Source organism: Bacillus sp. PK6-013, assembly GCF_054161445.1.
Window position 1 is genome coordinate 2,084,486 of the sequence record NZ_CP096417.1, and the last position, 24,271, is coordinate 2,108,756.

Sequence of the window (24,271 nt, forward strand, 5' to 3'; positions counted from 1 at the left end):
GAGGGGCTGTTTTGTATCTTCCGCGATTCTCCACTTCCTGAGCATTTGTCTAATGTTTTTTGTTGATTTCATTCTCAAAGAGGCTGATGATTCTATCATTCTGCTTGACAAGCGTTCGCAACATGGCAACGATGTTTCCTGCAAATCCGATCAATATGATCATCAGTATGATGATGATCCACATGGTAAACCACACCCCTTAATGCACAAAATTTTCCTTTCGATTCAACATTACCACCTGGTCTTTCACAAAACAACTTTCCTTTTGAAACGGAGGCTGATTTTATGGATTGGCTTGAATTTGTTTCTGCGACGGTTCAATCATTGGCATGGCCAGCTACTTTGATGATGTGCGTTTTGCTGTTAAAGGAACCTTTGTCTAAACGGATGAAGGAATTGATCAAACTGAAATACAAGGACTTTGAATTGGAGTTTGACAAAAGGCTTCAGAAGCTCGTCTCCGTACGGGAAAAAAGGTTATCGGGACTGACATCTGTACGGTCAGCGCCGGCAGGGGAGAACATGATCGAAAGCGCTTGGTCTGATGTTCACAATGTTCTGCGGGAAACAGCCTCGACATTTGATCAAAATGCGATCCGCCTTGAAGGCGATGAATTGATTCAAATGCTGCATGACCACGGAATGATACAAGACGACGCGGCATCTGTGCTTTCAGAGCTTTCCGCTCTGCGTCGGGATGCATCGGACAGAGTGAGCATTACCGGAGCCCTGGCATACAAAACACTTTGCTTGGAGGAAGCGAAGCGTTTGCAATTATTAGCTGAACAACAAACTGCGATTAAATGAAAGGCGAAACGATTCATTTGATACTCTGACGCTTTACATCAGCGCCGGAGTTTTTTTGTATTTGAGCTAAAAATGAATTTTCTTTATCGAATAGACGATTTTACGGAGAGAGGCTGATTGCCGGTTTAAATATGATATCATGGTGGACAGGAAGAAGTTTATGATAAGAGAGGGTTTCATTTATATGCTAGAGAAAGCTGAAGCTTTATTGCAGCACTATTATGGCTATCCTTCACTGCGTCCGGGTCAGAAGAAAGCCATTCAATCGGTCGTTTCTGAAAAACGGGATACAGCATGCATTATGCCTACGGGCGGAGGGAAATCAATCTGCTACCAAATTCCCGCGCTCCTTATGGAGGGGACAACCATTGTGATCTCTCCTTTAATTTCCTTGATGAAGGACCAGGTGGATGCGTTAAATCAGCTTGGAATTCAAGCTGCGTACGTGAACAGTTCTTTAGGCCATGGCGAAATCGCTGAGCGGCTTTCCATTTTAAAGGAAGGCGGCTACAAGCTGTTTTATGTCACACCTGAGCGGCTGACGTCTCCCGATTTTATTCGCGTGCTTTCCCGCATTCATATCCCGCTGACAGCGATTGATGAAGCTCATTGCATTTCACAGTGGGGCCACGATTTCAGGCCGAGCTACAGACATATTGAAAGCTTTTTAAATAGCCTCGGCACCCGTCCGGTCGTATTGGCATTGACGGCTACCGCAACGCCCGAGGTTCATGAGGATATTTGTACACAGCTCGGGATCGAAAAAGAGAGCACGGTTTTCACCGGTTTTTCACGGGATAATTTGACGTTTAAAATTTTAAAAGGCGAAAACAAGGATCGTTTTATCGAATCATATGTGGAGAAAAACCGCTCAGAGGCGGGAATTATTTATACAGCGACAAGAAAGGAAGCCGAAAGAATATCAAGCCGCCTGTCTCAAAAAGGAATTGCGGCCGGGTGCTATCACGGCGGGATGAATGATGAAGAAAGGGACCGGCAGCAGGATCTCTTTTTAAATGACGAGATCAGTGTGATGACAGCGACCTCAGCATTCGGAATGGGCATCGATAAATCCAATATCCGCTATGTGATTCATGCTCAAATTCCAAAGAACATGGAGAGCTATTATCAAGAAGCAGGACGAGCCGGACGCGACGGTCTTGACAGCGAGTGTATCCTGCTATTTTCTCCTCAGGACATCCGGCTTCAGCGGTTTTTAATCGAACAGTCGACAGAAGATGAAGACATTCGGGCGCAAGACGTGAAAAAGCTGAGGCAAATGGTTGATTTTTGCCATACTGAAGGCTGTCTTGAGCGGTTTATTCTTTCTTATTTTGGCGAAGTTTCGACTGAAGACTGCGGCAGGTGCAGCAGCTGTCTCGACACCCGAAGCATCACCGATGTGACGAAGGAAGCACAGATGGTACTGTCCTGCATCATCCGCATGGGAGAAAGGTTCGGAAAAACCATGGTGGCGCAAGTTCTGGCAGGTTCGAAAAATAAGAAAGTGGCCGAAAACGGCTTCCAGCAATTATCGACTTACGGAATTTTAAAGAACCGGTCTATTGCCGACATCAGCGATTTTATAGAGTTTTTAATCGCAGATGAGTACATCCAGATGTCCGACGGAACATATCCCGTTCTCTTTGTCGCCAACAAGGGGCGAAACGTTTTGCTCGGCCGGGAAGCGGTGATGCGCAAAGAAAAAATGCAGACAAGTCAAATTGTTAAAGATGACGAATTGTTTGAACGGTTAAGAGCGCTGCGCAGAAAGCTTGCCCAGGAACAAGGCGTGCCTCCTTTTGTCATATTCTCTGACGAAACGCTGCGGGAAATGAGCGGGAAAGTTCCCCTGACAGACGAAGAACTTTTGTCAGTCAAAGGAGTGGGAGAACAAAAAAGAGTAAAATACGGCGCTGTATTTCTACAGGAGCTTCAAGCCTATAAAACTGAGAAAGAAGCATAAAAACCCAAAAACATCATATGTAAAAAGTTTTTTTAGTAAATCTCCTATTGCAGATAAAAAAAGATTGGAACCCTTGATACACCTGAATTTATGCCGATTTTTGGACGGCTGAAAATCCTCCTCGTAAAATAACTGTAATCAAAAACAAATTGTTTTGTTATTGATTTGACATTTTCATATGTTACGATTGCTCCTGTTAGCCGGACAATAAAAAGCTAACAAGGGAGGATTTACTTATGAAGAAGACGTTTATGTCCTTTGTTGCAGTTGCAGCACTATCTTCAACTGCATTCGGAGCGAGTGCCTCTGCAAAAGAAGTAACAGTCCAAAAAGGTGACACCCTTTGGGGAATCTCGCAAAAACAAGGGGTAAATCTGCAGGACTTAAAAGAATGGAATCAGCTTTCCTCAGACCTGATTATTCCAGGACAAAAGCTGAACGTTTCTGAAAAACAGACAGAAGAAAAGAAACAATATACCATTAAAAAGGGAGACACTCTCTGGAAAATCGCTCAACAATTCGGCGTTTCCGTGAACGACCTTAAAAATTGGAACAACATAAAATCAGATATCATTTACCCGAATACATCCATAACTGTTGACGGACAGGCGACGGTTCAAGCTGCTGCGGCGCAGCCTGCGGAAACAAAGCCTGCCGTACAAAAAGAAGCGAAAGTTGAGAAAGCTGCGCCTGCACCTAAGCAGGAAAAAGAAACGGCTTCCCGTTCAAACGAATCTCAAAGCTCTCAAAGCGCTGCAAAAGAACTGACGGTTACCGCAACGGCATACACTGCCAATGACGGCGGAATGACAGGCGTGACAGCTACGGGTTTTGATCTCAATGCCAATAAAAACGCCAAGATTATTGCGGTGGATCCAAACGTGATCCCGCTTGGATCCAAGGTGTATGTTGAAGGCTACGGAGAAGCGACTGCTGCCGACACCGGCGGTGCGATCAAAGGGAACAAAATCGACGTATTTGTTCCAAGCAAATCCGCGGCAAAAAACTGGGGCGTTAAAACGGTTAAAGTAAAAGTTTTAAAATAAGAAGTTTTACCATTGATGGACACTGACCATGGAGATGATCAGTGTCTTTTTTCTGTTTTCTGCATCTTTTTTTCGATTTAGATGTTTTTTTAGATTGGCAAATGGGTAGTTCAATAGATATGTACATATCAGCTGATTTAGAAAAGGAGATGTAGGAGTATTGCTGTGGATTATCATGACATTTTTATTGATTAATGCAGGGATTTTTATTTTTTCTTATCTGAGGACAAAAGATATTAATTTGAAGACGTCAGACGGTTATTTTCTCGGCGGGCGCAGTCTCACTGCTCTCTATATTGGAAGTTCGCTGCTTTTAACCAATTTGTCAACAGAACAAATGGTAGGGTTAAACGGTCAAAGCTATTCGGGAACGATGAGTGCGATGGCTTGGGAGGTTACAGCACCGCTTGCGCTCATTATGCTGGCATTCGTTTTTTTACCGAGGTATCTCAGTTCTGGGGTTACGACGATACCTGACTTTCTTGAAAAACGCTATGATCAAAGAACGCGGCAAATCGTCTCGATTCTCCTGCTTCTGGGATATGCGACCTCGTTTCTGCCAACCGTATTGTACTCCGGGGCGCTCGTTCTCGATCAAGTGTTTAATATTTCCTCTGCGCTTGGAATCAGTACGTTTGCGACTGTTTTTTTCATCTCGCTTGTGATCGGGGCCGCAAGCTGCTGCTACATATTTTTTGGGGGACTAAAAGCTGCGGCATCGGCTGATGCCATTTATGGCGCCGGTTTAATTCTTGGCGGTCTGTTTATTTTTGTGCTTGGAATCATGGCAATCGGCGACGGCAGTCTCTTAAACGGCTATACTGAGCTGACGAGTGTACATAAGGAAAAGCTGAATGCCATTACAGCCGACAACGCTGCAGAAGTCCCGTGGCCGACGATTTTTACGGGACTGCTTGTGAACAACTTATTTTATTGGGCTGTTAATCAGTCGATCGTTCAGCGGGCGCTCGGGGCGAAAAACTTGGCTGAAGGGCAGAAAGGCGCGTTGCTGGCCGGTGTATTTAAGACAATCGGTGTGTTTTATCTCGTTCTTCCCGGGGTTATTGCTTACCATCTTTACGGAGGTCATATTGAAAATGCTGACACCGTTTACCCTAAGCTGATCGTTGATTTGCTGCCGACTGCACTTATCGGTGTCTTTGCCGCGATTTTATTCGGAGCGATTCTCAGCTCGTTTAACGGTTCGCTGAACAGCACGATCACGTTGTTTACATTGGATTTGTACAAACCGATCTTCAAGCCTGAGGCAAAAGAAGAAGAGCTTGTGAAAACGGGAAGGATCTTTGTGGTGATCCTTGCCGCGGTGTCGATTATCATCGCGCCTTTTATTCTGTTTGCGCCGTCCGGACTTTACAATTATTTGCAGGAAATGTTCGGATTTTTCAATGTCCCTGTATTGGCTGCCGTCGTTGTTGGATTCTTTACGAAAAAAGTGCCGGCGCTTGCCGTGAAATGGGCGATATTCGCACACATTGTTTTGTATACCATCTCAAAAATCTATTTTGGCCATATTCATTTTCTCTATATATTGGCCGTTTTGTTTCCGTTTTCCGTCCTCTTGATGCTTTTCATCGGAAAATTGAAGCCAAGGCCGTCAGAATTCAAGCTTGAGAAAAATGCAAAGGTTGACTTGCGGCCATGGAAGCATGCCAAACTTGCTTCTATTCTTGTGATTTGTCTGATGGCCTGCATTTATCTGTTATTTTCGCCTTGGGGTCTTGCCAAATAAAAAAAGGCAGAGGATGTGTTCATCCTCTGCCTTAATGTTTTGTGATACAAAGTGATACATGTTCTTTCTGTGCGTCGATCCGGCACCGTCCGCCAATCGGAAATGTAAAGAAAGGGGTTGTATGGCCGAAATCTATATTTGCGATAACGGGTATTTGAGAAAGCTCTTTTTTTGTTTGCACAATTTGTTTAAGGCGCTCAAGCGTTACGGCTGATGCTGTCTGAAAACGACCAATGAGAACGGCTTTGACACCGGAAAAATCGGGCAGATGAAGCAAGGACTGCAGATCGCGGTCAAAAAACGCTGCCGGCGATTCCCAATCATCCTCAAGAAACAATACGGCGTTCTTGATGTCAGGGAAATATTCCGTACCTTGCAATAGGTTCAATGTGCACAAATTCCCTCCTATGATCTTTCCGTCTGCTGAGCCTTCGTTGATCACAACAGGGCCGCTGTTTTGTTTGGGACATTCTTCAGTTTCGATTTCTTCACACCACATCGATGATGGTTCAACATCGTAGACACCGCTTGCGCAACAGCACTTCAAAAAGTAATCTGTCATATAGTTCAGTCCATACCCCATTGAAAAGCTTGAAAAATGAGGTCCCGAATAGGTGACAAGCCCGGTTTTTGCATAGATCGCCGCTGAAAGAGCGGTAATATCTGAAAAGCCGCAGAACACTTTTGGGTTGGCTTTTATGAGTTCATAATTCAAATGTGATAACAGCTGATTGCTGTTATACCCGCCGAGCACAGTGAGTATTCCTTTGACGCGTTGATCGGAAAAGGCATCATGGAGATCGCTTACTCTCGATTGAATGCTGGAGGAAGAACATTCATCAATTTCATTAGCATGTGCGGAAAAAGAGATTCGAAATCCGAGATTGTTTAAAACCGTTCTCGCTTTTTCGATCTTATCGGTGTTGAGAAGTGACAGGCTTCTCGATGGGGCAATCACCCTGATTTCGTCACCGGGCTGTAGTTTTTCTGGAAACATGAACGGGCACACCTTTCATTGTTTCTATCTATTTCACCATACTTTTAAAGATCCTGCCACTGAATTTCACCGGATTTTAAACCGGGGTCGATCGTTACTTCAAAATGATGCTTTTCATAAAAATGGATCAGCCGGTCCACATGGTCCCAATCCCTTTCAGCAATGTCCCCCGTGATGACCGGTATGTTGTGCTCGCGGGCTTTTTCTTTTAAATATTTCATGCAGATGGAACCATAACCGTAGCCTGCCGGCCCTTTAATATCCCCGATATGGATCGCGCATTTTTCTTCTTTGTAGGAAGCGACAAGAGAAAAATCACATCTTCCGCGGTACGGCGACTGGCAATCGCTTAACATAATCTTGCATGTCCGGCCATCATCAATCGAATGGACAATCATCCATTCATCGTCTTTCGATTGATCAATACCGAGCACTCGCGAATCTTTGGAGATATCCTTCATATTTTCACGCATCCGAAACAGTTGAAATTGCAATTCGTTCAATTCCTTCTGCAAGCCGGAGCTGTCTTTTTGCAGTTCTTCATCCGTTATCATAAAACTTGCTCCTTTCCATTAAAACATACAGTTTTCGATTATAGTAAAAAGAACGGCAATTTGCAAATGGGTTGCTAGAATTAAATTTTAATGTAATTTTAAACAAAAATTTCACATTCTACGATTTTTTTGTGATAGAATTCATATGACTTCTGGTATATTTACCTAGGATACGAGACAATGGATCCTCCTAATCCCAGAAAAACCATGACAAAAGGAGCGTACGATTTTGAAGAAAAGAATTTTTTCTCTATTGATGCTGATGTCAGCTTTTGTTCTTGTATTAGCTGCATGTCAGCAGGCTGATCCAAAAGGATCTTACGCAACGGCTTATAAAAAGCTGATTTCTGCGAAATCATACGAATTTTCAAGTGATATCGGCTTGAAAGTTGACGCATCCAACCTTGGAGCGGAAGATAAGCAAGTTGCTGATATGCTGAACGATGCAACATTAACGATCAGCGGAAAAACGAATGCTGAAACGAAACAGTCTGAGGCTGTGATTAAAGCGAAGCTGAAAGTCCAAAACATGTCGCTTGATTTCGATATTCCGGTTTATATGGACGAAAAGAAACAAGTCGGCTACATCAAAATTGACAGCGTTCTTGACAGCTTCGGCTTCTTCCTTGGAACAGCCGGCATGAATTTTGACAGCGTCAAAGGCAAGTACCTTGAATTCCCGCTTGAAGATGACAAAACTTCATCTCAAGACACGGATGAACTTCAAAAACAATTGATGGAATCCATCAAAGAAGCTGCAGACAATCTGCCTGCAGATAAGTTTGAAAAAGCGGATCTGACAGATAAAGAAAAAGAGCAGGGTGCTGCTCAAAAAGTCGCTTTCAGCTTTAGTGACAAAGAAATTAAAGCTGCGGTCGTCAAGTTCATCGAAATCGCCGGAAAAGCGAGCGGAGAAGCTGTTCCGAAGAGCGAGCTGAACAAGATTAAAGACGGACTGAAAGACGTCACATTCAAAAAGTTCGATGTGACATCAACAATCGATGACAAAGAAAATCTTCTGACTGAAAATGCGGATATCTCTTTGTCTGTTGACAGCAAAAAAGCACCTCAATCTTTAGGCATCACGGCATCTACAACTTACAAAAATATCGATGGTGACGTAAAGTTTGAGCATAAACCGAATAAAGAAGATATCGTAACTGAAGAAGAATTCGAAAAATTAATGGCTAAAGATGCTATGAATTTCTAAGGCATCCGCCTTGGTTCCCTTCCTCGTTCTAGAGGAGGGGAATTTTTGTATATTCTGTGACTAAATTCTGACGAAAAGCCGAAAACGTTGACATTCCTCCTGAATTTGAATACGATTTTGATAGCTTGCACAAATAGGAGAGATTGCCCGATATGACACATACACAAAAAAATAAAAACTATACAGGCATTGTTGTTGCTCTGACGATTATCATAAACGGTGTCATTGCCCTCTTGTTTTTCATGCCGAAAAGCGACAAATTCGCTCATTTGGATTTGACTTTTCTGCCGCTTTTGAACGCAGTCTGCAACAGCTTCACATTCATTTTCTTAGTGGCTGCACTGATCATGATTAAACAGAAAAACATTAAGGCGCACAAGCGGTTTATTTTTGCCGCTTTTACGACAACGTTCATCTTTCTTGTTTCATACTTAACTTACCATTCATTAATGCCTGACACTCATTTTGGCGGGGAAGGGATTATAAGACCGATCTACTATTTTATTTTGATCACACACATTGTCTTGTCCGCTTTAATCGTTCCCTTGGCCTTGTTTACGTTGTTCAGAGGCCTGAGCATGCAGGTGGAACGCCACCGCAAAATCGCCCGCTGGACGATGCCGCTTTGGCTGTATGTCAGCCTGACAGGTGTTCTCGTCTATATGATGATTTCCCCATACTATTAAAAGCCGGAGAATCCGGCTTTTTTTTGTTCTTGCAACATTCTTCTCTTTTAAAAGCGATTTTCCTCTGGTACAAAAATATATCCTGAAATAGATGATCGTCTACACAAGATATGGAAATAGGAATATAAATAATTAGAGCTTTTTATAGAAATGAAAAAGGGAGATGGATATGAAAATTTTGCTTGCCACTTATTGGAGCATACCCCATGTAGGTGGTGTATGGACATATATGGTCCAATTAAAAGAAAAGCTGGAGTCATTAGGACATGAAGTAGATTTGCTCGGATACGGAGAAGAGAACAGCATCATTCATATTGTAAATGAAAACCGGAGTATCGCGAAAGATCAGCTGCTTCCATTAGTGAAAGCAATGATGAGCGAAGAGGATTTTCCGGAAATATACGCAAATCAATTGGTCAGCTATACTGAGCTTCAGCGGAATGCCTATGAGCTGGGCGCTGCCTATTTGGGGCTTGACAAATATGATATTATTCACGCGCAGGATGTCATATCAAGTGCGTGCATCAAGCGTATTATGCCGAAAGATAAGGTGCTTGTCACGTCAATTCACGGCAGTGTCACATATGAAATCAGAGATCAGCTCAACAATATTCACAGATCACCGACCTCCTATATTGCCAAGGAATATTTTGACCACCTTGAACATACGGGGGCGATGTCTGCAGAAACAGTGATTGTTGCAAACAATTGGTTGAAAGACATTTTGACAGAAGAATTTGCGGTACCAGACGGAAAGATTCACGTTTCCCAGTACGGCTATGATATTGACGGATTCCTTGCGCGGATGAACACAAAGACTGCCGATACGCCTGAGACAGACAAGAAAGTGATCCTTTTTACCAGCAGAATGATCGGGAATAAAGGCATCCATTACCTAATCGAAGCACTCTCCCAATTAAAGGACACCCGCAATGACTGGGTTTGCTGGATGGCAGGAGAAGGGGAGAAGCTGGCTGGACTCAAAATTCAAAGCGAGCAGCTAGGCCTTGTTGATGACGTAGTCTTTCTGAAAAACCGGGAGGATGTTCCTTATTTGCTGTCGCTTGCTGATATATACGTTCTTCCAAGCCTTTTGGATAATCAGCCGTTATCTTTAATTGAAGCCCAAATAGCCGGAGTTCCTGCAGTTGTCAGTGATGCCGGGGGATTGCCGGAAATGGTGGAGCATGAAGAGACCGGCCTTATCGTTCCAAAAGGGGATGCAGCTGCACTGTCAAGCAGTTTGGAACGATTGTTGAAAGACGATGATTTCAGAAATAAATTAGGAATTAACGCCAAGGAGTTTGCTAAGAAACATTGGGATATGGATCAAGCGGTTACGAGAATTCTTGATATCTATCAAAATACGAATGGGAAAGAGGAGTGAGATCATATGAAATCTTTAATTGTTAATCATTTGTTTGACAGCTTGAATAAAGAAATGGATGCCGACTGGTGGGCAAAATATTTGGATCTGCTCGTCGAGTTTGCCGAGGAGCGGGCTCTGCAGGAGCAGGATAGCTCTTCAGATTCAGCGGAAGAATCCATCGATGAAAGTCTGAAGCCTTTAATATCGGAGCTGAAATCTATTTTTGAGAGTATAAACAATAATATTTTAGAAAACAATAATAAGGTTTTAAAAGATATTTTAGGAGCTGCTGCTCAAGGAATGGATCGCCAAGTTTTAGAAGAAATTATCGAGTCGGTGCGTTCAGAAGCTCAATTATCCAACACCGAAACGGCAGAGTCTTTGGGAACGCTAAAAGAATCGCTGTCTGATAGTGGGACGGCCGCCGGCTCTACGAAAAGTGTCGAGCGGTCAGTTGTAGAAACGCTAAAAGAATCGCTGCCTGAAGACCACACGATCCCGAGAACTGAAACGGTAGAGGTCCTTAGAGCGGTTCAAGAGAAACATGAGGAAAACGAAAACAATTAATACTGAAATCTTGTCAGCCTTCGCAACTCGAAGGCTTTTTATTTTGGAAAAGAATCCTGCGTCGTGCCAAGCGTTTGTTTCTTGCTGGCTTTTCGGCGGACGCGGAGACCCCTATTACACATTGATCCAGCTGCTGCAAGGGAAAATATAAGCAAGACAAAGCAGAAAGAGTTTGCAAGACGGCTCACGCACAGCTAGGTTAATAGCAAAACGGGAAACAAAACGCCGCCATCTTTTTTCTCTGATTCAAATTAAAAAGGAGTAGGTGGTTGTCTTTTACCTTTCTTTGTAATGCGGCATACAATACTAAAAAACAGCGGATTCTTAACTATAACTATTAATGAACAAAACCGGGAACAATGGGGTGTTAGATAGGTGAATTTAAAGGAGATTAAAGGACAATATAATGCCGTGTTTAGTTTAGGGCATCTTTGTTTGACAGCTATACAGCTGAAAAACAATGACCTAAGACCGTTTTCAGGCCCTCTTGACTGGGTGACTATTCATTCCTTGACAGACCTCAACCTCCTTCTTCGAAATCGGTTTACCGGCTTTATGGAACCAAAAAACCTCAGGGTAATCGGATATAATACCGGTAAAAAAAAAGAAGAAGGATCTACTATCTATGTTTCAGATGATTTTTATAACATTGGCTCTGTTCATGATTTTGATGCAAATCAAAATACGCTCGACCATTTGGCTACCTATCCTGAGGTAATAGAAAAATACAATAGAAGAATCGATCGCTTTATAGAAAAAATGTCAACTAGTAAACGCATCCTATTTGTCAGGACAGAAGGAGAAGGCAGCTTTAAAGAAGCACAGGAACTTGAACTTGTATTATCAGATTTGGTTCAGCACGACTTTAGCGTTCTTCTGGTGAAGCACTCGAAGGTGAATGGGATTGTAGAGAAAAATTGGCCATTAGAAAAGACTTGCACTGTTGAACTGCCGGACAAAGAGATATGGGAGTCAAACAATGATCTATGGGCATCGTTGTTTAAAGGAATCACTCTCGTTTAAACCGGATTTTTTTGGAGTTTACCAGAGGAGGAAAAGAAATGTTTGAAAATAAAACGATATTCATTACTGGAGGAACAGGCTCATGGGGCCAGGAACTCATTCTTCAGCTGCTATCCTTAAATCCTAAAAAGCTCATTGTATTTTCCAGAAATGAAGAAAGACAAGTTCAAATGAGAAGGCAGATTGAAGATCCGAGGCTGACGTTTTTCATCGGGGATATCAGAGATCGGAAAGCGCTGAATACAGGATTAAAAGGTGTCGACTATGTCTTTCATTTAGCTGCGCTGAAGCATGTGCCGGTTTGTGAAGAACAGCCGCTTGAAGCATTAAAAACGAATGTCACAGGGACGGAAAACGTTATTGAAGCAGCGATCGAAAACGGGGTTAAAAAAGTCATCAACGTCTCGACTGACAAAGCGGCTGACCCTGCCAACTTTTACGGAATGACGAAAGCGATCGGCGAGAAGTTGATCGTATATGCGAACCATCTCTATTCAGACACGGATTTTATTTGTGTAAGGGGAGGAAATGTGCTCGGAAGCAGCGGAAGTGTTCTTCAGCTTTTTAAAGACCAGATCAGGAAAAAGAACCAGGTCTCCATCACAGACAAAAGAATGACCCGTTTCTTCCTCACGAAGGAAAAAACGATCCGGCTTTTATTAAAAGCGGCTGAAAGCGGTCAAGGCGGGGAAATTTTCATTATGAATTCGCCGGCCTGCAGAATTTTAGACATGGCTGAAGTGCTGATCGAAGCTTACGGAAACGAAAAAACGTCCATTGCAGAAACGGGGGCAAGGCCGGGGGAGAAGCTTCATGAACTGCTGATTTCACCTCATGAACGGCAGCATGCTGTTTCATTTACAAATGACCTCGCGGTGGTGCTTCCTGCAATCAAAATGCCTGAACTTCATAAAAAGTATGCGGATTGTCAGCCTTTAGAAACTGATCATTTGAGCTCAAAAGACTTTTTAATCTCAAAAAAGGAAGTAAGAGAAATGCTGAAAGAAGGCGGTTTTTTGGAGTAGAAGGATGGACCGAAGCGTTCACGGAGAATACGCGAACTGATGACAGGCATGGCATGCGGCTGCAGGCGATGCTTCTGTTCGCTCCTCGAAAACAGGACAAGCCGGACGAAAATTCACCCGGCTTGCCGTTTTGTCAATGTTCAAGTGTTAACCCTTCGATATGTTCTTCGACTTTTTTTGTGCGTTCCATTACTTTTTCCGTGTAAGAGTAATCCCCGTAGCAATAAGGGTAGCGGAAATTGTTTGTATCTCCGCCGCAATTATACAGATCGGGGTTCTTTTTGACTTGTTCCTCGGAAAATGCCTTTGCCAGCTTCTCTGAGTGCTTTCCGCCGTGTTTTGAGACGTAATCGATATAACCCGATCCCATATTATAGCTTTGGATGATCGTTTCAATATCGACGCCTTTTTTCTGTCCCTTTTTATACATTGCTGTAAAGTGGCGCACACCCTGCTTAATGCTTGCTTTTGGATCGTCAATCTCATTTCGCTTCATACCGAGAGATTCCGACGACTGCATCGGATCACCGCCTCTGCCTTTCGACTCCTGATACATCATGCCCAATAAAAGAGCGGTGTATTGTGAAAGATCCTGTTCATCGAGTTCTTCTTCAACAAGAGGTTTGTAATCTTTTAATCTCTCAAGAATGTTAGATTCAGTGTCAAGAGGAAGCCATTTTAATTGTTCCAGACCGGAGATGGCAAAGAAAATGATCAAGGGAACAAACACAAAAAAAGACAAACAGCCAGCTCCGGCTAAACATCCCGATTTCTTTTTCTTCAATGGTTTCACCTCTGTAGCGCCCTGATGCAAAACAGTATACAGCCTCATTTATTATGACATATATCTTCAAGAAGACCAAGCGATATCCTTCTATCTTGGATCGCGGTCAAAGCCGAATGTGACGTTCGGAAGAGTACGGATTCTGAACAAAAAGTATATAAAACCGGCAATCAGCCAGCCGGCTCCAATCATGAGCGCATTTTTGCTGATGCTAAGCAGCAGCCAGCCGCAGAAAGAGGCTCCCAAAAAGGGCAGAACCAAATAGCGAAGCGTTTTTAAAAAGCCTCTTTCCTGTTTTCGAATGTAGTAATGGCCGATGACAGACAGGTGGACAAAAATGAATCCGATCAGCGCGCCGAAACTGATGAAGGAATAGATGACCTCGAGTTCCCCGATCATGGCCGTCAATGAAATCAGCCCGATGAACATAATGTTAAACACCGGCGTCTTTAAAGTCGGATGCACATAGCCGAAAAAGCGTTTCGGAAGAGAGCTGTCCCGCCCCATCGCATACAAAAGCCTCGAAGCGCTCGCATGCGAAGAAAGCGAGGATGAAACGACAGCGACCATCGTGCCCGCCAAAAAGAAGGACTTTAAAAAAGCGCCTCCTGTATATAGGGCTATTTCCAGCGATGCCGAATCGGCATGCTGGAAGCTATCATAGGACGGATAGATTTGCTGCATCAAGTAAGAAATCGCCGTAAACAGCGTTCCGCCGATCGCTACTGTTAAAAAGATGGCTAACGGAATGTTCTTCTTCGGGTTGACCGTTTCTTCAGACATGGTGGAAATCGCATCAAAGCCAAGAAACGAAAAACACAAAATCGTCGCTCCTGATACAATCAGGGAAGGCTCGATATCAGAACGGAAAAACGGATCGGCTGAAACCAGCTCGCCCGTCCCGAGGCCGTCTGCGAGCCCGGCGATCATAAATCCGGCAAAAGTCAGGGCGACGATCACTTGAAAAGCGACGAACAGCCCTGTAATATTTGCGGTTAGTCTAATGCCTAAAATATTGACAACGGTAATCGATAAAGCGAGCAGAACGACCCAAAAGCCATGCGGCACTTCAGGAAAAGCCGCCGTCAAATAAGCGCTGCCGATCGCAAAATTGACCATCGGCAAAAATAAATAGTCTAGCATGATCGTCCAGCCGGCTAAAAATCCTGCGTGCGGATGAATGCTTTCATATGCATATGTATAAACCGATCCCGCTTTTGGATAGGCTTTGACCATGCTGCCGTAGCTCAAAGCGGTCAAAAGGAGTGCGGCAACAGTGAATATGTATGCCGCCGGAACGTGCCCCTTTGTCAGTTGTGCGACCACTCCGTATGAATCAAATACGACGAGCGGGTCCATATAAGCAAGGCCGATCACAACGAGCGGGCCGAGTGTAAGGCTTCGTTTAAGCGCAGTTTCGTTTTTCAATGACTTCTAAATCCCCTTATGTGAAAAATACAGAAATTAAGACATATTTTATCTGTTTTTTTGCGCTTGAGCAACTGTATAAAACCTCTTTTTTTCGTATAAAAATAGCAACAGTTGCAAACCCTTTGAAAAAAGGCAAGGAGTATGAAGGTATGGATATATTGAGAGGCTATGTTGAAGCCGTCAAAAGAAATATGGAGACGATGAATGCATCTGATTATGATGGAAAAGAAGAGGATCTAAGAAGACAGCAGGAAGAGCTCGAACGCTATGAACAACGGTTAAAAGAGAAAAGCGCTTCGGCCGATCGCTTTGATCAGGTAGTCGATGCCGCTGTAGATTGTGCGGCCGGCGATATTTCATTTTCACAGCTTGAACATATGTATCAGCAAGAAGGCAGCTAGCGTCCGGATCAGCGGACGCTTTTTTCGCGTTTCAGGATGATGCGGACAGATCAGCCTGGATAGCGAAATATATAGAAGCGAAAAAATCATGTACATGTGAAGGAGATGGTAAAATATAGTTTGAAAGGAGAGGAGCAATTTTGACTAACTATATTTGCACGACGTGCGGTGTTCAATATGACGCTGCTCCGAAAGAGCCGGCGGAATGCATTATTTGCAATGAAGAAAGACAGTATGTCAATCATTCAGGGCAAGCTTGGACAACGCTGGAAGAAATGAAGCAAAGCGGAAGGTTTCAAAACGAAATCGCATTGGAAGAAGAGCGATTATACAGTTTGACGACAACCCCCGAATTCGGCATCGGTCAATCGGCATACCTGATACAGGAGCCCGGTTTTAACTTACTGTGGGATTGTATCACATACCTGGATCAGCGGACGATTGAGAATATCGAGCGGATGGGCGGAGTCCAGGCGATCGCTTTATCACATCCGCATTATTATACTGCACAAACGGAATGGGCTGAAATGTTTGATGCTCCGATCTACATTCATGAAGATGACAAACAATGGGTGCAGCGGCCGAGCAGCCGGATTGTGTTTTGGTCCGGCGATTCCCTCAAGCTGTCAAGCGGGTTGACCTTGCACAGGCTTGGCGGCCATTTTAAAGGGGGAGCGGTCTGCCATTGGGCAAACGGAAACGGAGGCAAGGGAATCCTCCTTTCAGGAGACATTATCCAAGTCGTTCAAGATCGCAGATGGGTGAGTTTTATGTACAGCTATCCAAATTTGATTCCTCTTCCTGCCGGCAAAGTGGAGCAAATAGCTGATCAATTAAAAAATGTTCCATTCAACCGGCTGTACGGCGCTTTTCGCCGCTCTGTGGAAAACCATGCCGGAGAACGTGTACAGCTGTCAGCCGCAAGGTATGCAGAAGCGCTTCTGGGAACGCTGTTTTCGACTTGATCTGTTCCCTGGCTATAAAACTTTTCAACCGTTATGTTTTGGTATATGATATGAAGGTAAAAGTTGCGCGGAAAAGGTGAAAAGCATGAGTGAGCACAATCAGGAAACAACAGAAAAACAGGTGCGGGCCGAGTTAGATGAAGAAACTTTATTTCTCGTTTCACAGACGTTTAAAGCGCTCTCAGACCCTACGAGAATCAAAATTCTTCATCTGCTCTCACAAGGCGAACATTCGGTCAATGAAATAGCAGAGAAGCTGAGTCTGCTGCAGTCAACCGTTTCGCACCAGCTCAGGTTTTTAAAAAATCTTCGTCTCGTTAAATCAAGAAGGGCAGGGACTTCCATTTTTTATTCTCCGGAAGACCAGCATGTCCTCGATGTACTTCAGCAGATGATCGATCATACACAGCATGACTAAAGCTTATGAAAAGGCAAACTCCACATCCCGAGTTTGCCTTTTACGCTGAGCGTTTTTCTTCGTTTCTTCCTTTTTTTAAAACAAAAAAAGAGAAACCGACATAATAAACGGCCAGTACAAAAAAACCGATCATCGTGGCCGGGTCCTGCGCAAAAAGGGCGCCGTACGCTGCTGAACCCCCGTTTGAAACCGCAGTCTGGAGCTGGCCGATCTCGGCGATTCGGTAAAGAAACCGGTATAAAAATAACAAAAGTACGATCAATTCAATCCATAAATGCGTTCTGAAATAAAGGATGCCGTCCCGATTTTCGATTGACACATGCTTCAGCGCATAAGCGGTCAAGATGAGTCCGAGCGCGATCCCAATCAGATCATAGAAGTATGATAAAGGGTGAAGTGCGCTCATCGTCAGCAGAAAAACGAAAATTCCCGAAAAGAGGATGATCCGGAACAGCATGCGTGCCGGCTTTAGAGGCTGATAGCCGACTGAGCGTTTGAACTTGATATAGACGAAGGACACAATGGCGAAAAACTGTAAAAAATAATATATGATGTTTTTAAAACCTCCTTTTTTAAGGAGTATATGTCCAAACTGTATAAATCGTAACAGGAAAAGTGATTTTCTAAATAATTGGGTGATGAGATCCCCTTTTTTGTCATGATATTCCAAAATGGTGTGTGCTTTAGAATGAAAATAGGCAGCGTAAGATGAATGTGAGGGATCTGCGGTGAAAATTGACCGGCTATTGGCCATCGTGATTTTATTGATTAATAAACGCCAAGTGCAGGCAAAGGAGCTTGCCGGCATGTTCGAAGTCTCTGTCAGAACGATTTACCGGGATATCGAGGCGATCAACCAGGCGGGCATTCCGATTGTCACCTCACAGGGAGCGGGAGGCGGGATCAGCATCATGGAGCGATTTCGGCTCGAAAATAAACTGCTTTCTGCAGACGAACTGGCTGCCATTACTACGGCTTTGGAAAGCGTTTCTTCAACGTATGAAGTCCTTCATCACGGTTCTGCCCTTGAAAAAATCCGGTTTCTCGTTTCCGAAGAAGAAATGCCGGAATTCCGCAAGAAAACGGAAAAATGGTTTGTTGACATCTCTTCCTGGGGAGAAAGTCCTGTCATCAAAGAAAAGATCCGTTTGTTGGATGAAGCGGCAGACAGCACGCGGGCGGTCTCATTTACATACGTGAACAGAGAGGGGCAAACCGGAACAAGGAAAGCTGAGCCGCATACCCTCGTCCTAAAGGGAAGGCACTGGTATTTATATGCGTTTTGCCTAAAGAGACAGGCGTTTCGCTTCTTTAAACTGTTGCGTATGAAAGACGTGCAGATGCTTGAAGAAAAGTTTGAAAGAAAGGAAGTTGATCTGTCTTCACTTCCTTGGGAAACATCATGGTACAAACCGGACAATATGACCGAGTTGACCCTTCTCATTAAACCGTCGGGAGAGTCTTTGGCGAGAGAATGGTTTGGCTCAGAAGCTCTCACTTATGAAAACGGACAATGCGTGGCAACCGTTTCTTATCCGGAAGATCAATGGCTGTACGGATTTCTCCTCCAATTTGGAACACATATTGAAGTTCTCACACCTCCCCGCATCCGTCAAAAAATAAAAAATTTGGCTAATCAAATTGTACATTTATACGAAACCTGACACGATGCTGTCAGGTTTCTTTTTGTATGATGAAGAAAAAGGAGGAATGAAACATGGAACATCATATTTGCCAAAGCTGCGGCATGCCGATGACAAGCGAACTTTTCGGCACAGAAAAAGACGGGGGGAAGAATCGCGACTACTGTATGTACTGCTATGAAAACGGAGCATATACACATCCGGATGCGACATTGAAAGAGATGATCGACATCTGTGTTCCTTATATAAAAGAAGAGGGAAAAACCGAGGCCGAAGCGAGATCGCTCATGGAGCGGACGCTCCCTCATTTAAAACGGTGGGCGTCGGATACGCAAACGAAAGGCGGGCAGAGAAGATGAGCTTTTCTCATTTCGAAAAACAGAAGGCAAAGTTATTCAGCGGGATATCGACCGTGACAAGCAACCGTGATGAAGTATCTGAAAAAGGTAAAATTCCTTCCATGTGGAGTTTATATCGCGAAAAATTTCCGCATACTGAACGCCAGGACATTAGGAGAGACACGATCGCACTTTATTCAGATTATGAGACGGACGAACACGGGACATATACATTTTCAATCGGAACGTTCGTTGATCAGCAAGAAAAAACGGCCAATCTCATTTCGCTCCCTGCATCCGAATATGCCGTTTTTGTTTCAAAGCGGGGGAGGATCGCGGAGGTCGTGTTTGAAACTTGGCAAGAGATTTGGACATGGGATGAAAAAAATCTTCGTACTTATACCGGAGATTTTGAAGTTTATGATGAACAAGCAGAAAATCCCGAAAATGCCCAAGTTGTCATCTATGTTGCTGTCGATCGAAAAAAATAATGCTTGCAAAACTAATGCCATTAGTTTTAAAATGAAAACTAACGGTATTAGTTTTTTATTTTGATCGAAGAGGTGAAAGCGATGAGGATTACCCGATTTGAATCGGTCTACCAGCTGACTTTTTTTCCGCGCCTATTTCCTGTCAACTGTTATTTAGCAGATGAAGAAGACGGCCTTACATTAATTGATACAGGGATTCCGATCAGCAAAACAGGGATTTTAAAGGCTGCGGATCATCTCCGTAAGCCAATTAAACGGATTTTGCTGACCCATGCCCACAGCGACCATGTCGGTTCGCTTGACGCGCTGTACTACAGCCTTCCCGGTGTGAAAGTGTCCATATCTGAACGGGATGCGCGTCTGTTAAAAGGTGATACAAAGATGCTGGAAGGGGAGCGCGGAACAATCAAAGGAGGCGTTCCGAAAAACATCAAGACAAATCCTGATATCCTTTTAAAGGAAGGAGACAGGATCGGTTCATTGCTGACTGTTTCATCACCTGGGCATACGCCTGGCAGCATTTCGTTTTTGGATGAAAGAAGCGGTCTTCTCATAGTCGGTGACGCGTACCATACGCGAAGCGGCATGACGGTATCAGGACATTTAAAGCTTTCATTTCCTTTTCCGGCTTTGGCCACGTGGGACAAAGAAATCGCTTTAGAAAGCGCGCAAAAGCTGTTAGATTTAAAACCGAAGGCGCTTGCCGCCGGCCACGGCAATCTTGTCCATGATCCGGTTCAAGCGATGACAAAAGCGGTGAACGAAGCGCATATCAAATTGAACAGGAAAGGATGAAGAAATCGTGTCTCCACGAATCGGTTTGAATAAAGAAGCAGTATTGGAAGCTGCGGCATTTCTGGCTGATGAGGAAGGCATTCATGAAGTGACGCTTGCTTCTCTTTCCAAAAGGCTGAATGTCAAATCTCCGTCTCTGTACAATCATATAAAAGGATTGAACGACTTACGGAAAGAACTCGCACTTTACGGCTTGACGATACTTTATGAAAACATGGCTTCTGCTGTCCAGGGAGCCGAAGAGGATCAGGCTGTCAGCAGAATGGCTCACGCCTATGTCACTTTTGCCAAAAACAGGCCGGGGCTTTATGAAGCAACTTTTATTGCAATGCCTGATGAAGATGAACGGCTTGACGAAGCAGGAGACAGAATCCTCGCCTTGGTGCTTTCCGTTCTGAAAGACTATCATTTAGACAATGACTCCGCGATCCATGCGGTCAGAGGCTTGAGAAGCATCATGCATGGATTTGCAACACTCAGGCAACACGATGCGTTCGGTCTTCCTTATGATGTGGAAGAAAGTTTTGATCTGACAATCCGTGCCTTCCTAAAAGGCATCGCTATCTATCAGACCGAATAAACAAGGGAATTTTTCCTTAATTGTTTACATTTTTTCGAAAATTTAGTATGATTGTCGTATGGCTCTTCCATTTTTTGAGTCATAGGTATGAGAAGGCTTAACCAGCCATTAATTGCCTTGGCCTAACAGCCGAGGATTTTTTTATGTCGGCAAAGAGAGACTGGATATGCAAAAATTGGTTCACACATGATGTGTTCCATGTTATGCTGTTATTGTGAATATATTCACAAAAGGGCGTGCGCAATGAAAAAAACTCCGATTTACGTAGAAATATCTATCCAGACAGATATGGAGCGGCTATGGCGCTATACTCAAGATCCTGCACTCCATCGGCAATGGGACTTGCGATTTACGGACATTACCTATTTAAAGCGCAGACCGGGTGAACCGCAAAGGTTTTTATACGAAACGAGAATCGGCTTCGGTTTAAAAATTTCCGGTACAGGAGTGTCTGTCGGAAACGTATATCAAGACACGGGAGACAGAGTCTCGTCACTCAAGTTCGCTACAAACCACCCGCTTTCTGTCATTCGCGAAGGCCGAGGATATTGGAAATACAGCGAAAGCGAAACCGGGATCACGTTTATGACACAATACGATTATGACACCCGTTACGGGAGGCTGGGCCGGCTTGCAGATAAGGCATTCAGGCCGCTCATCGGCTGGGCGACGGCCTGGAGCTTTGCTGCGCTGAAGATCTGGCTTGAAAAAGGACACCATCCAAGGCTGCTTTTTCAAAAAACATTGATCTATTGGCTCGTTTGTCTGCTGTTTTCTTTCGTCTGGATTTACCAGGGGCTTGTGCCAAAGCTCATGATGGTTCATCCTGAGGAAATCAGCATGCTTTCGACTTTCACGGGCGGCCGTTTTCATCCCGAAATGCTCCTGAAACTGATCGGCATGGCCGAGGTGATAGCCGGCGTGTTATGGCTTTATCCAGGTCGGAAAAGGAAGTGGTTTCTTTTGCATATCGCCCTGCTTGTGCTGCTTTCGGTATCTGCAGGAATGGCTGATCTCGCATCTTTTGCCCAACCTTTTAACCCGGTCGTGCTTAATGCCGCGCTTATCATCTTGTCCGTTGTCGGCTATGTGAGCGCTTGCGGCATTCCAAACGCGGGTAATACGATCAGAAAGAGGCGTTGATTTGGTTTCGATGTATGAACGGGTGATCGAGGATTTTCATCTTCTTCACCCAAAACTCAAGGAACGGTATCACCTCACCCAAGAAAGCGCGTTCAGAGGAAAAGGAGTGATGACGGAAATATCCGGCGGTTCGTACTGGATCAGGCTGTTGTTTAAAGCGGGAACGGTCTTCCGCTGTTTTTTTCCCGAAAGAGGGAGGAACATTCCGTTCACGATTGAAAATCACATTCGGCTGACGAAAAATGATACACCGGCAGCCGTTTGGAACAGGACTTTCTTTTTTCGTGATAAACAAAGGTATTTTGATGCTGTCATGATCTATGATGAAAGCCGGGGAGAAATCATCGACTATTTCGGACATCCGCCAATCTTAATTTCAAGCCTGCGGTTTAAGGCGGAAGCTGACGGATCACTGTCGATTACTTCTGTCAGACAATGGCTGCCTTTATTCAGTAAAAAGCTGCCCCTTGCAAAGTGTTTATACGGTATTTCCAGGGTGAATGAATCGTATGACGAAGAAAAAAGCTGTTTTACGATTGATGTTCATGTGAAAAATCCGCTGTTCGGAACGCTGTTTGCCTACAGAGGAACGTTTAACAGGGAGGAGGAGATGGCATGAAATTCCGCCGCTTTTTTGTAAGCGTTCTTTGCTATGCGGTTTTTTTCGCCGGCAAAGCGCCGGACATCCCGCCAGCAGAGGCGCTGCTTTTATTAGCGATGCTATTTTTTGTTCCGGCCGCGCTGGATCTTACTCAGCATGAAAACGGAATGTTTCGGCTGATCAGCGCGTGCTTTCCTTATGCGGCTTGTGCGGCTTCGTTATCCCTGTTGTTCCATTCCCCGCTTTTTTCAGCGATTTGGCTATGCTATACGGGGATGATCGCCTTATACGGCGTCCTTCGTCTCTGGGAAAGAGGAGGAAAGGGCCTTGAAGAGGCATCGATTGACAGCGGTCTGCTTTACCTTCCTTTCGGAGGGGGTTGGCTTTTTGCTTATACGCTGAATCTCCAGGTCATGGATTTCAGCCCGCTGATCGTGCTGCTGACAGCGGTGCATTTTCATTATTCTGCATTTCTCATTCCGATTTTTAATGGAATGCTCGGAAGGAAGCTGAAAAAGAAAGGCCTTTTTTATACAGCGGTGACATGGCTCATCATGCTGTCTCCGCTTTTCATTGCGGTCGGCATATCGTTTTCGAAAACCATTGATGTCTTCGCCGTTGCGCTGTATTTGGCGGCCATATACGGCAGCGGCTTTCTCGTCTCGATCACGGCCTTCAAAAACAGCGCGGCTCGCCGCTTTGTGATCTTTTCGTCTTTTACATTGATGATTACCATTGCTTTTTCACTTATTTACTCTTACGGTGTTTATCGCGGCCGGCCGACTTTTACAATTCAGGAAATGATTTGGATTCACGGGCTTGTCAACGCTTTTGGCGTCATTATTCCAGCGCTGACCGGCTGGCGTCTTGAATCTCCTGAGCCGGACTGTGAAAGGAGGCAAGGCGAAATGATGAGCAACATTTACGGGTCATGGAGAATCGGAGCCGATTTTTTACAACGGCACCGATTACAAAGCGATTCGTCTTACCAAGGTCTTGCCGATGATATGAGCGCATTTCAGAGAAACGGATTTCAGCTTGAGACGGTTTCTCCTCTCATTCTCGATTTCTATGAGCATACTGCCGATTATTCGTTAACAGCGGAGATCGCCTGGCGTCCATGGTTTAAGCCGCTTGCGCACATGTATCAGCTGATTTCAAAAATGACAGGGCAAATTCATTTGGGGACAAAGACCGGGCGGCAAACGATGGAGGGCGAGATTATCGGTGTTGATTCAGCCAAAGACGGCAGGAAGAATGTGCGCGCCTGGGTCAGAACGAACGAGGAAGGCGAGACTGTGTTCGTGGCGCTTTATTCTGCTCATACCCATGATGACATCACATATATGAATATTGCACTGCCATTGCCGTTTTCCAATATGACAGGCATTTTAAAGCCGAAAGCAGAGGACGGCTGCCTGATTTTGACGAGCAGTGACAAACAATCTGACCGGGGTGATGAAGGCATTTTCCTTTCGACCGGAACAGGTACGTTTAAACTGCCGCTTGCCGAACGCTTTATCATCAAAGAGCAGGGACGAAAGAGGCTCTGCGCTCATCACTGCATGTGGCTGTTCGGCATACGGTTTCTCGACATTCAATATCATATTGAAAAAAAGGATTCTGCCGTCAATAGGGCGAAAATAGCAAAAGAAAGCTAGGCAAAAATCGAATCGAACTG

At 44.4% G+C, this 24,271-nt stretch carries 27 protein-coding genes; 21 read left to right on the forward strand and 6 right to left on the reverse strand.

The annotated features are described in order from the left end of the window. Window positions 1–49: 49 nt before the first annotated feature. Window positions 50–184 carry a hypothetical protein gene (locus M1E03_RS10655; protein ID WP_255204346.1) on the reverse strand — a complete coding sequence of 45 codons (135 nt, stop codon included), beginning with the start codon at window positions 182–184 and terminating at the stop codon, window positions 50–52. A 101-nt stretch (window positions 185–285) separates the two neighbouring features. On the opposite strand from M1E03_RS10655, the gene M1E03_RS10660 reads away from it, so the two are divergent. The 4 genes from M1E03_RS10660 to M1E03_RS10675 all read left to right on the forward strand — a co-directional run bounded on the left by M1E03_RS10660 (window position 286) and on the right by M1E03_RS10675 (window position 5,569). After that, window positions 286–807, forward strand: a complete 522-nt coding sequence (locus M1E03_RS10660) for a hypothetical protein (protein ID WP_458110779.1) — start codon at window positions 286–288, stop codon at window positions 805–807. A gap of 184 nt (window positions 808–991) precedes the next feature. Then, window positions 992–2,773, forward strand: a complete 1,782-nt coding sequence (gene recQ, locus M1E03_RS10665) for a DNA helicase RecQ (protein ID WP_026579571.1) — start codon at window positions 992–994, stop codon at window positions 2,771–2,773. Between the two features lie 236 nt (window positions 2,774–3,009). Further along, window positions 3,010–3,819 (forward strand): 3D domain-containing protein, encoded by an 810-nt coding sequence (locus M1E03_RS10670; protein ID WP_023855696.1) that lies wholly within the window; start codon window positions 3,010–3,012, stop codon window positions 3,817–3,819. Window positions 3,820–3,979: 160 nt separating this feature from the next. Next, entirely contained in the window at window positions 3,980–5,569 is a 1,590-nt protein-coding gene (locus tag M1E03_RS10675; RefSeq protein WP_020451769.1) for a solute:sodium symporter family transporter, read from the forward strand. A gap of 31 nt (window positions 5,570–5,600) precedes the next feature. Here the strand turns inward: M1E03_RS10675 and M1E03_RS10680 are convergent, their stop codons facing one another. Both M1E03_RS10680 and M1E03_RS10685 read right to left on the reverse strand, forming a co-directional pair. Next, window positions 5,601–6,566, reverse strand: a complete 966-nt coding sequence (locus M1E03_RS10680) for a S66 family peptidase (RefSeq protein ID WP_020451768.1) — start codon at window positions 6,564–6,566, stop codon at window positions 5,601–5,603. A 44-nt stretch (window positions 6,567–6,610) separates the two neighbouring features. Continuing rightward, complete coding sequence (locus M1E03_RS10685) at window positions 6,611–7,120, reverse strand: GNAT family protein (RefSeq protein ID WP_023855698.1); 510 nt, start codon at window positions 7,118–7,120, stop codon at window positions 6,611–6,613. A 229-nt stretch (window positions 7,121–7,349) separates the two neighbouring features. Between M1E03_RS10685 and M1E03_RS10690 the strand changes: the two genes are divergently transcribed. The 6 genes from M1E03_RS10690 (at window position 7,350) to M1E03_RS10715 (ending at window position 13,000) form a co-directional block, all read left to right on the forward strand. Next, complete coding sequence (locus M1E03_RS10690; protein ID WP_020451766.1) at window positions 7,350–8,330, forward strand: hypothetical protein; 981 nt, start codon at window positions 7,350–7,352, stop codon at window positions 8,328–8,330. Between the two features lie 152 nt (window positions 8,331–8,482). Continuing rightward, window positions 8,483–9,016 carry a DUF420 domain-containing protein gene (locus M1E03_RS10695; protein WP_020451765.1) on the forward strand — a complete coding sequence of 178 codons (534 nt, stop codon included), beginning with the start codon at window positions 8,483–8,485 and terminating at the stop codon, window positions 9,014–9,016. A gap of 169 nt (window positions 9,017–9,185) precedes the next feature. Further along, the gene (locus M1E03_RS10700) at window positions 9,186–10,403 is read left to right on the forward strand and encodes a glycosyltransferase family 4 protein (RefSeq protein WP_020451764.1); all 1,218 of its coding nucleotides are present in this window, start codon (window positions 9,186–9,188) and stop codon (window positions 10,401–10,403) included. Window positions 10,404–10,409: 6 nt separating this feature from the next. Then, window positions 10,410–10,952, forward strand: coding sequence for a hypothetical protein (locus M1E03_RS10705; protein WP_020451763.1), 543 nt, complete (start codon window positions 10,410–10,412; stop codon window positions 10,950–10,952). 375 nt (window positions 10,953–11,327) lie between these two features. After that, window positions 11,328–11,975, forward strand: a complete 648-nt coding sequence (locus M1E03_RS10710; protein WP_025811320.1) for a DUF1796 family putative cysteine peptidase — start codon at window positions 11,328–11,330, stop codon at window positions 11,973–11,975. A gap of 38 nt (window positions 11,976–12,013) precedes the next feature. Beyond that, window positions 12,014–13,000: a polysaccharide biosynthesis protein gene (locus tag M1E03_RS10715; protein ID WP_458110780.1), complete on the forward strand. Its 987-nt coding sequence runs from the start codon at window positions 12,014–12,016 to the stop codon at window positions 12,998–13,000. Window positions 13,001–13,133: 133 nt separating this feature from the next. Here the strand turns inward: M1E03_RS10715 and M1E03_RS10720 are convergent, their stop codons facing one another. Continuing rightward, complete coding sequence (locus tag M1E03_RS10720) at window positions 13,134–13,784, reverse strand: lysozyme family protein (protein WP_023855702.1); 651 nt, start codon at window positions 13,782–13,784, stop codon at window positions 13,134–13,136. A gap of 90 nt (window positions 13,785–13,874) precedes the next feature. Then, complete coding sequence (locus tag M1E03_RS10725; protein ID WP_023855703.1) at window positions 13,875–15,212, reverse strand: APC family permease; 1,338 nt, start codon at window positions 15,210–15,212, stop codon at window positions 13,875–13,877. 152 nt (window positions 15,213–15,364) lie between these two features. On the opposite strand from M1E03_RS10725, the gene M1E03_RS10730 reads away from it, so the two are divergent. The 3 genes from M1E03_RS10730 (at window position 15,365) to czrA (ending at window position 16,999) form a co-directional block, all read left to right on the forward strand. Further along, the gene (locus tag M1E03_RS10730) at window positions 15,365–15,616 is read left to right on the forward strand and encodes a YnfE family protein (RefSeq protein ID WP_023855704.1); all 252 of its coding nucleotides are present in this window, start codon (window positions 15,365–15,367) and stop codon (window positions 15,614–15,616) included. 140 nt (window positions 15,617–15,756) lie between these two features. After that, on the forward strand, window positions 15,757–16,581 hold the full coding sequence (locus tag M1E03_RS10735; RefSeq protein WP_458110781.1) for a hypothetical protein: 825 nt from the start codon (window positions 15,757–15,759) through the stop codon (window positions 16,579–16,581). An 85-nt stretch (window positions 16,582–16,666) separates the two neighbouring features. Continuing rightward, window positions 16,667–16,999, forward strand: a complete 333-nt coding sequence (gene czrA, locus M1E03_RS10740) for a Zn(II)-responsive metalloregulatory transcriptional repressor CzrA (protein ID WP_003182557.1) — start codon at window positions 16,667–16,669, stop codon at window positions 16,997–16,999. A gap of 40 nt (window positions 17,000–17,039) precedes the next feature. Here the strand turns inward: czrA and M1E03_RS10745 are convergent, their stop codons facing one another. Next, complete coding sequence (locus tag M1E03_RS10745) at window positions 17,040–17,519, reverse strand: sporulation protein (protein ID WP_189396870.1); 480 nt, start codon at window positions 17,517–17,519, stop codon at window positions 17,040–17,042. Between the two features lie 208 nt (window positions 17,520–17,727). Between M1E03_RS10745 and M1E03_RS10750 the strand changes: the two genes are divergently transcribed. The 8 genes from M1E03_RS10750 (at window position 17,728) to M1E03_RS10785 (ending at window position 24,251) form a co-directional block, all read left to right on the forward strand. Further along, complete coding sequence (locus M1E03_RS10750) at window positions 17,728–18,663, forward strand: helix-turn-helix transcriptional regulator (protein ID WP_079289530.1); 936 nt, start codon at window positions 17,728–17,730, stop codon at window positions 18,661–18,663. 53 nt (window positions 18,664–18,716) lie between these two features. Further along, window positions 18,717–19,001: a zinc ribbon domain-containing protein gene (locus tag M1E03_RS10755; protein ID WP_020451755.1), complete on the forward strand. Its 285-nt coding sequence runs from the start codon at window positions 18,717–18,719 to the stop codon at window positions 18,999–19,001. Continuing rightward, on the forward strand, window positions 18,998–19,471 hold the full coding sequence (locus M1E03_RS10760) for a GyrI-like domain-containing protein (RefSeq protein WP_023855709.1): 474 nt from the start codon (window positions 18,998–19,000) through the stop codon (window positions 19,469–19,471). Before M1E03_RS10755 ends, M1E03_RS10760 begins: the two co-directional genes overlap by 4 nt. Before the next feature lie 81 nt (window positions 19,472–19,552). Then, window positions 19,553–20,266 carry an MBL fold metallo-hydrolase gene (locus M1E03_RS10765; protein WP_035338584.1) on the forward strand — a complete coding sequence of 238 codons (714 nt, stop codon included), beginning with the start codon at window positions 19,553–19,555 and terminating at the stop codon, window positions 20,264–20,266. A gap of 7 nt (window positions 20,267–20,273) precedes the next feature. Further along, window positions 20,274–20,846 (forward strand): TetR/AcrR family transcriptional regulator, encoded by a 573-nt coding sequence (locus tag M1E03_RS10770; RefSeq protein WP_023855711.1) that lies wholly within the window; start codon window positions 20,274–20,276, stop codon window positions 20,844–20,846. Between the two features lie 243 nt (window positions 20,847–21,089). Then, entirely contained in the window at window positions 21,090–21,989 is a 900-nt protein-coding gene (locus M1E03_RS10775; protein ID WP_039072779.1) for a DoxX-like family protein, read from the forward strand. A gap of 1 nt (window position 21,990) precedes the next feature. Further along, complete coding sequence (locus M1E03_RS10780) at window positions 21,991–22,608, forward strand: DUF4166 domain-containing protein (protein WP_145624551.1); 618 nt, start codon at window positions 21,991–21,993, stop codon at window positions 22,606–22,608. Next, window positions 22,605–24,251, forward strand: coding sequence for a YndJ family protein (locus M1E03_RS10785; RefSeq protein ID WP_145624550.1), 1,647 nt, complete (start codon window positions 22,605–22,607; stop codon window positions 24,249–24,251). Before M1E03_RS10780 ends, M1E03_RS10785 begins: the two co-directional genes overlap by 4 nt. Window positions 24,252–24,271: the final 20 nt, after the last annotated feature.

Excerpts from the sequence above, each read along its gene's own strand:
- M1E03_RS10655 (WP_255204346.1), bottom strand. The coding sequence starts at position 184 with ATGTGGATCATCATCATACTGATGATCATATTGATCGGATTTGCAGGA.
- M1E03_RS10660 (WP_458110779.1), top strand. The coding sequence starts at position 286 with ATGGATTGGCTTGAATTTGTTTCTGCGACGGTTCAATCATTGGCATGG.
- recQ (WP_026579571.1), top strand. The coding sequence starts at position 992 with ATGCTAGAGAAAGCTGAAGCTTTATTGCAGCACTATTATGGCTATCCT.
- M1E03_RS10670 (WP_023855696.1), top strand. The coding sequence starts at position 3,010 with ATGAAGAAGACGTTTATGTCCTTTGTTGCAGTTGCAGCACTATCTTCA.
- M1E03_RS10680 (WP_020451768.1), bottom strand. The coding sequence starts at position 6,566 with ATGTTTCCAGAAAAACTACAGCCCGGTGACGAAATCAGGGTGATTGCC.
- M1E03_RS10685 (WP_023855698.1), bottom strand. The coding sequence starts at position 7,120 with ATGATAACGGATGAAGAACTGCAAAAAGACAGCTCCGGCTTGCAGAAG.
- M1E03_RS10695 (WP_020451765.1), top strand. The coding sequence starts at position 8,483 with ATGACACATACACAAAAAAATAAAAACTATACAGGCATTGTTGTTGCT.
- M1E03_RS10700 (WP_020451764.1), top strand. The coding sequence starts at position 9,186 with ATGAAAATTTTGCTTGCCACTTATTGGAGCATACCCCATGTAGGTGGT.
- M1E03_RS10705 (WP_020451763.1), top strand. The coding sequence starts at position 10,410 with ATGAAATCTTTAATTGTTAATCATTTGTTTGACAGCTTGAATAAAGAA.
- M1E03_RS10715 (WP_458110780.1), top strand. The coding sequence starts at position 12,014 with ATGTTTGAAAATAAAACGATATTCATTACTGGAGGAACAGGCTCATGG.
- M1E03_RS10730 (WP_023855704.1), top strand. The coding sequence starts at position 15,365 with ATGGATATATTGAGAGGCTATGTTGAAGCCGTCAAAAGAAATATGGAG.
- czrA (WP_003182557.1), top strand. The coding sequence starts at position 16,667 with ATGAGTGAGCACAATCAGGAAACAACAGAAAAACAGGTGCGGGCCGAG.
- M1E03_RS10755 (WP_020451755.1), top strand. The coding sequence starts at position 18,717 with ATGGAACATCATATTTGCCAAAGCTGCGGCATGCCGATGACAAGCGAA.
- M1E03_RS10760 (WP_023855709.1), top strand. The coding sequence starts at position 18,998 with ATGAGCTTTTCTCATTTCGAAAAACAGAAGGCAAAGTTATTCAGCGGG.
- M1E03_RS10765 (WP_035338584.1), top strand. The coding sequence starts at position 19,553 with ATGAGGATTACCCGATTTGAATCGGTCTACCAGCTGACTTTTTTTCCG.
- M1E03_RS10775 (WP_039072779.1), top strand. The coding sequence starts at position 21,090 with ATGAAAAAAACTCCGATTTACGTAGAAATATCTATCCAGACAGATATG.
- M1E03_RS10785 (WP_145624550.1), top strand. The coding sequence starts at position 22,605 with ATGAAATTCCGCCGCTTTTTTGTAAGCGTTCTTTGCTATGCGGTTTTT.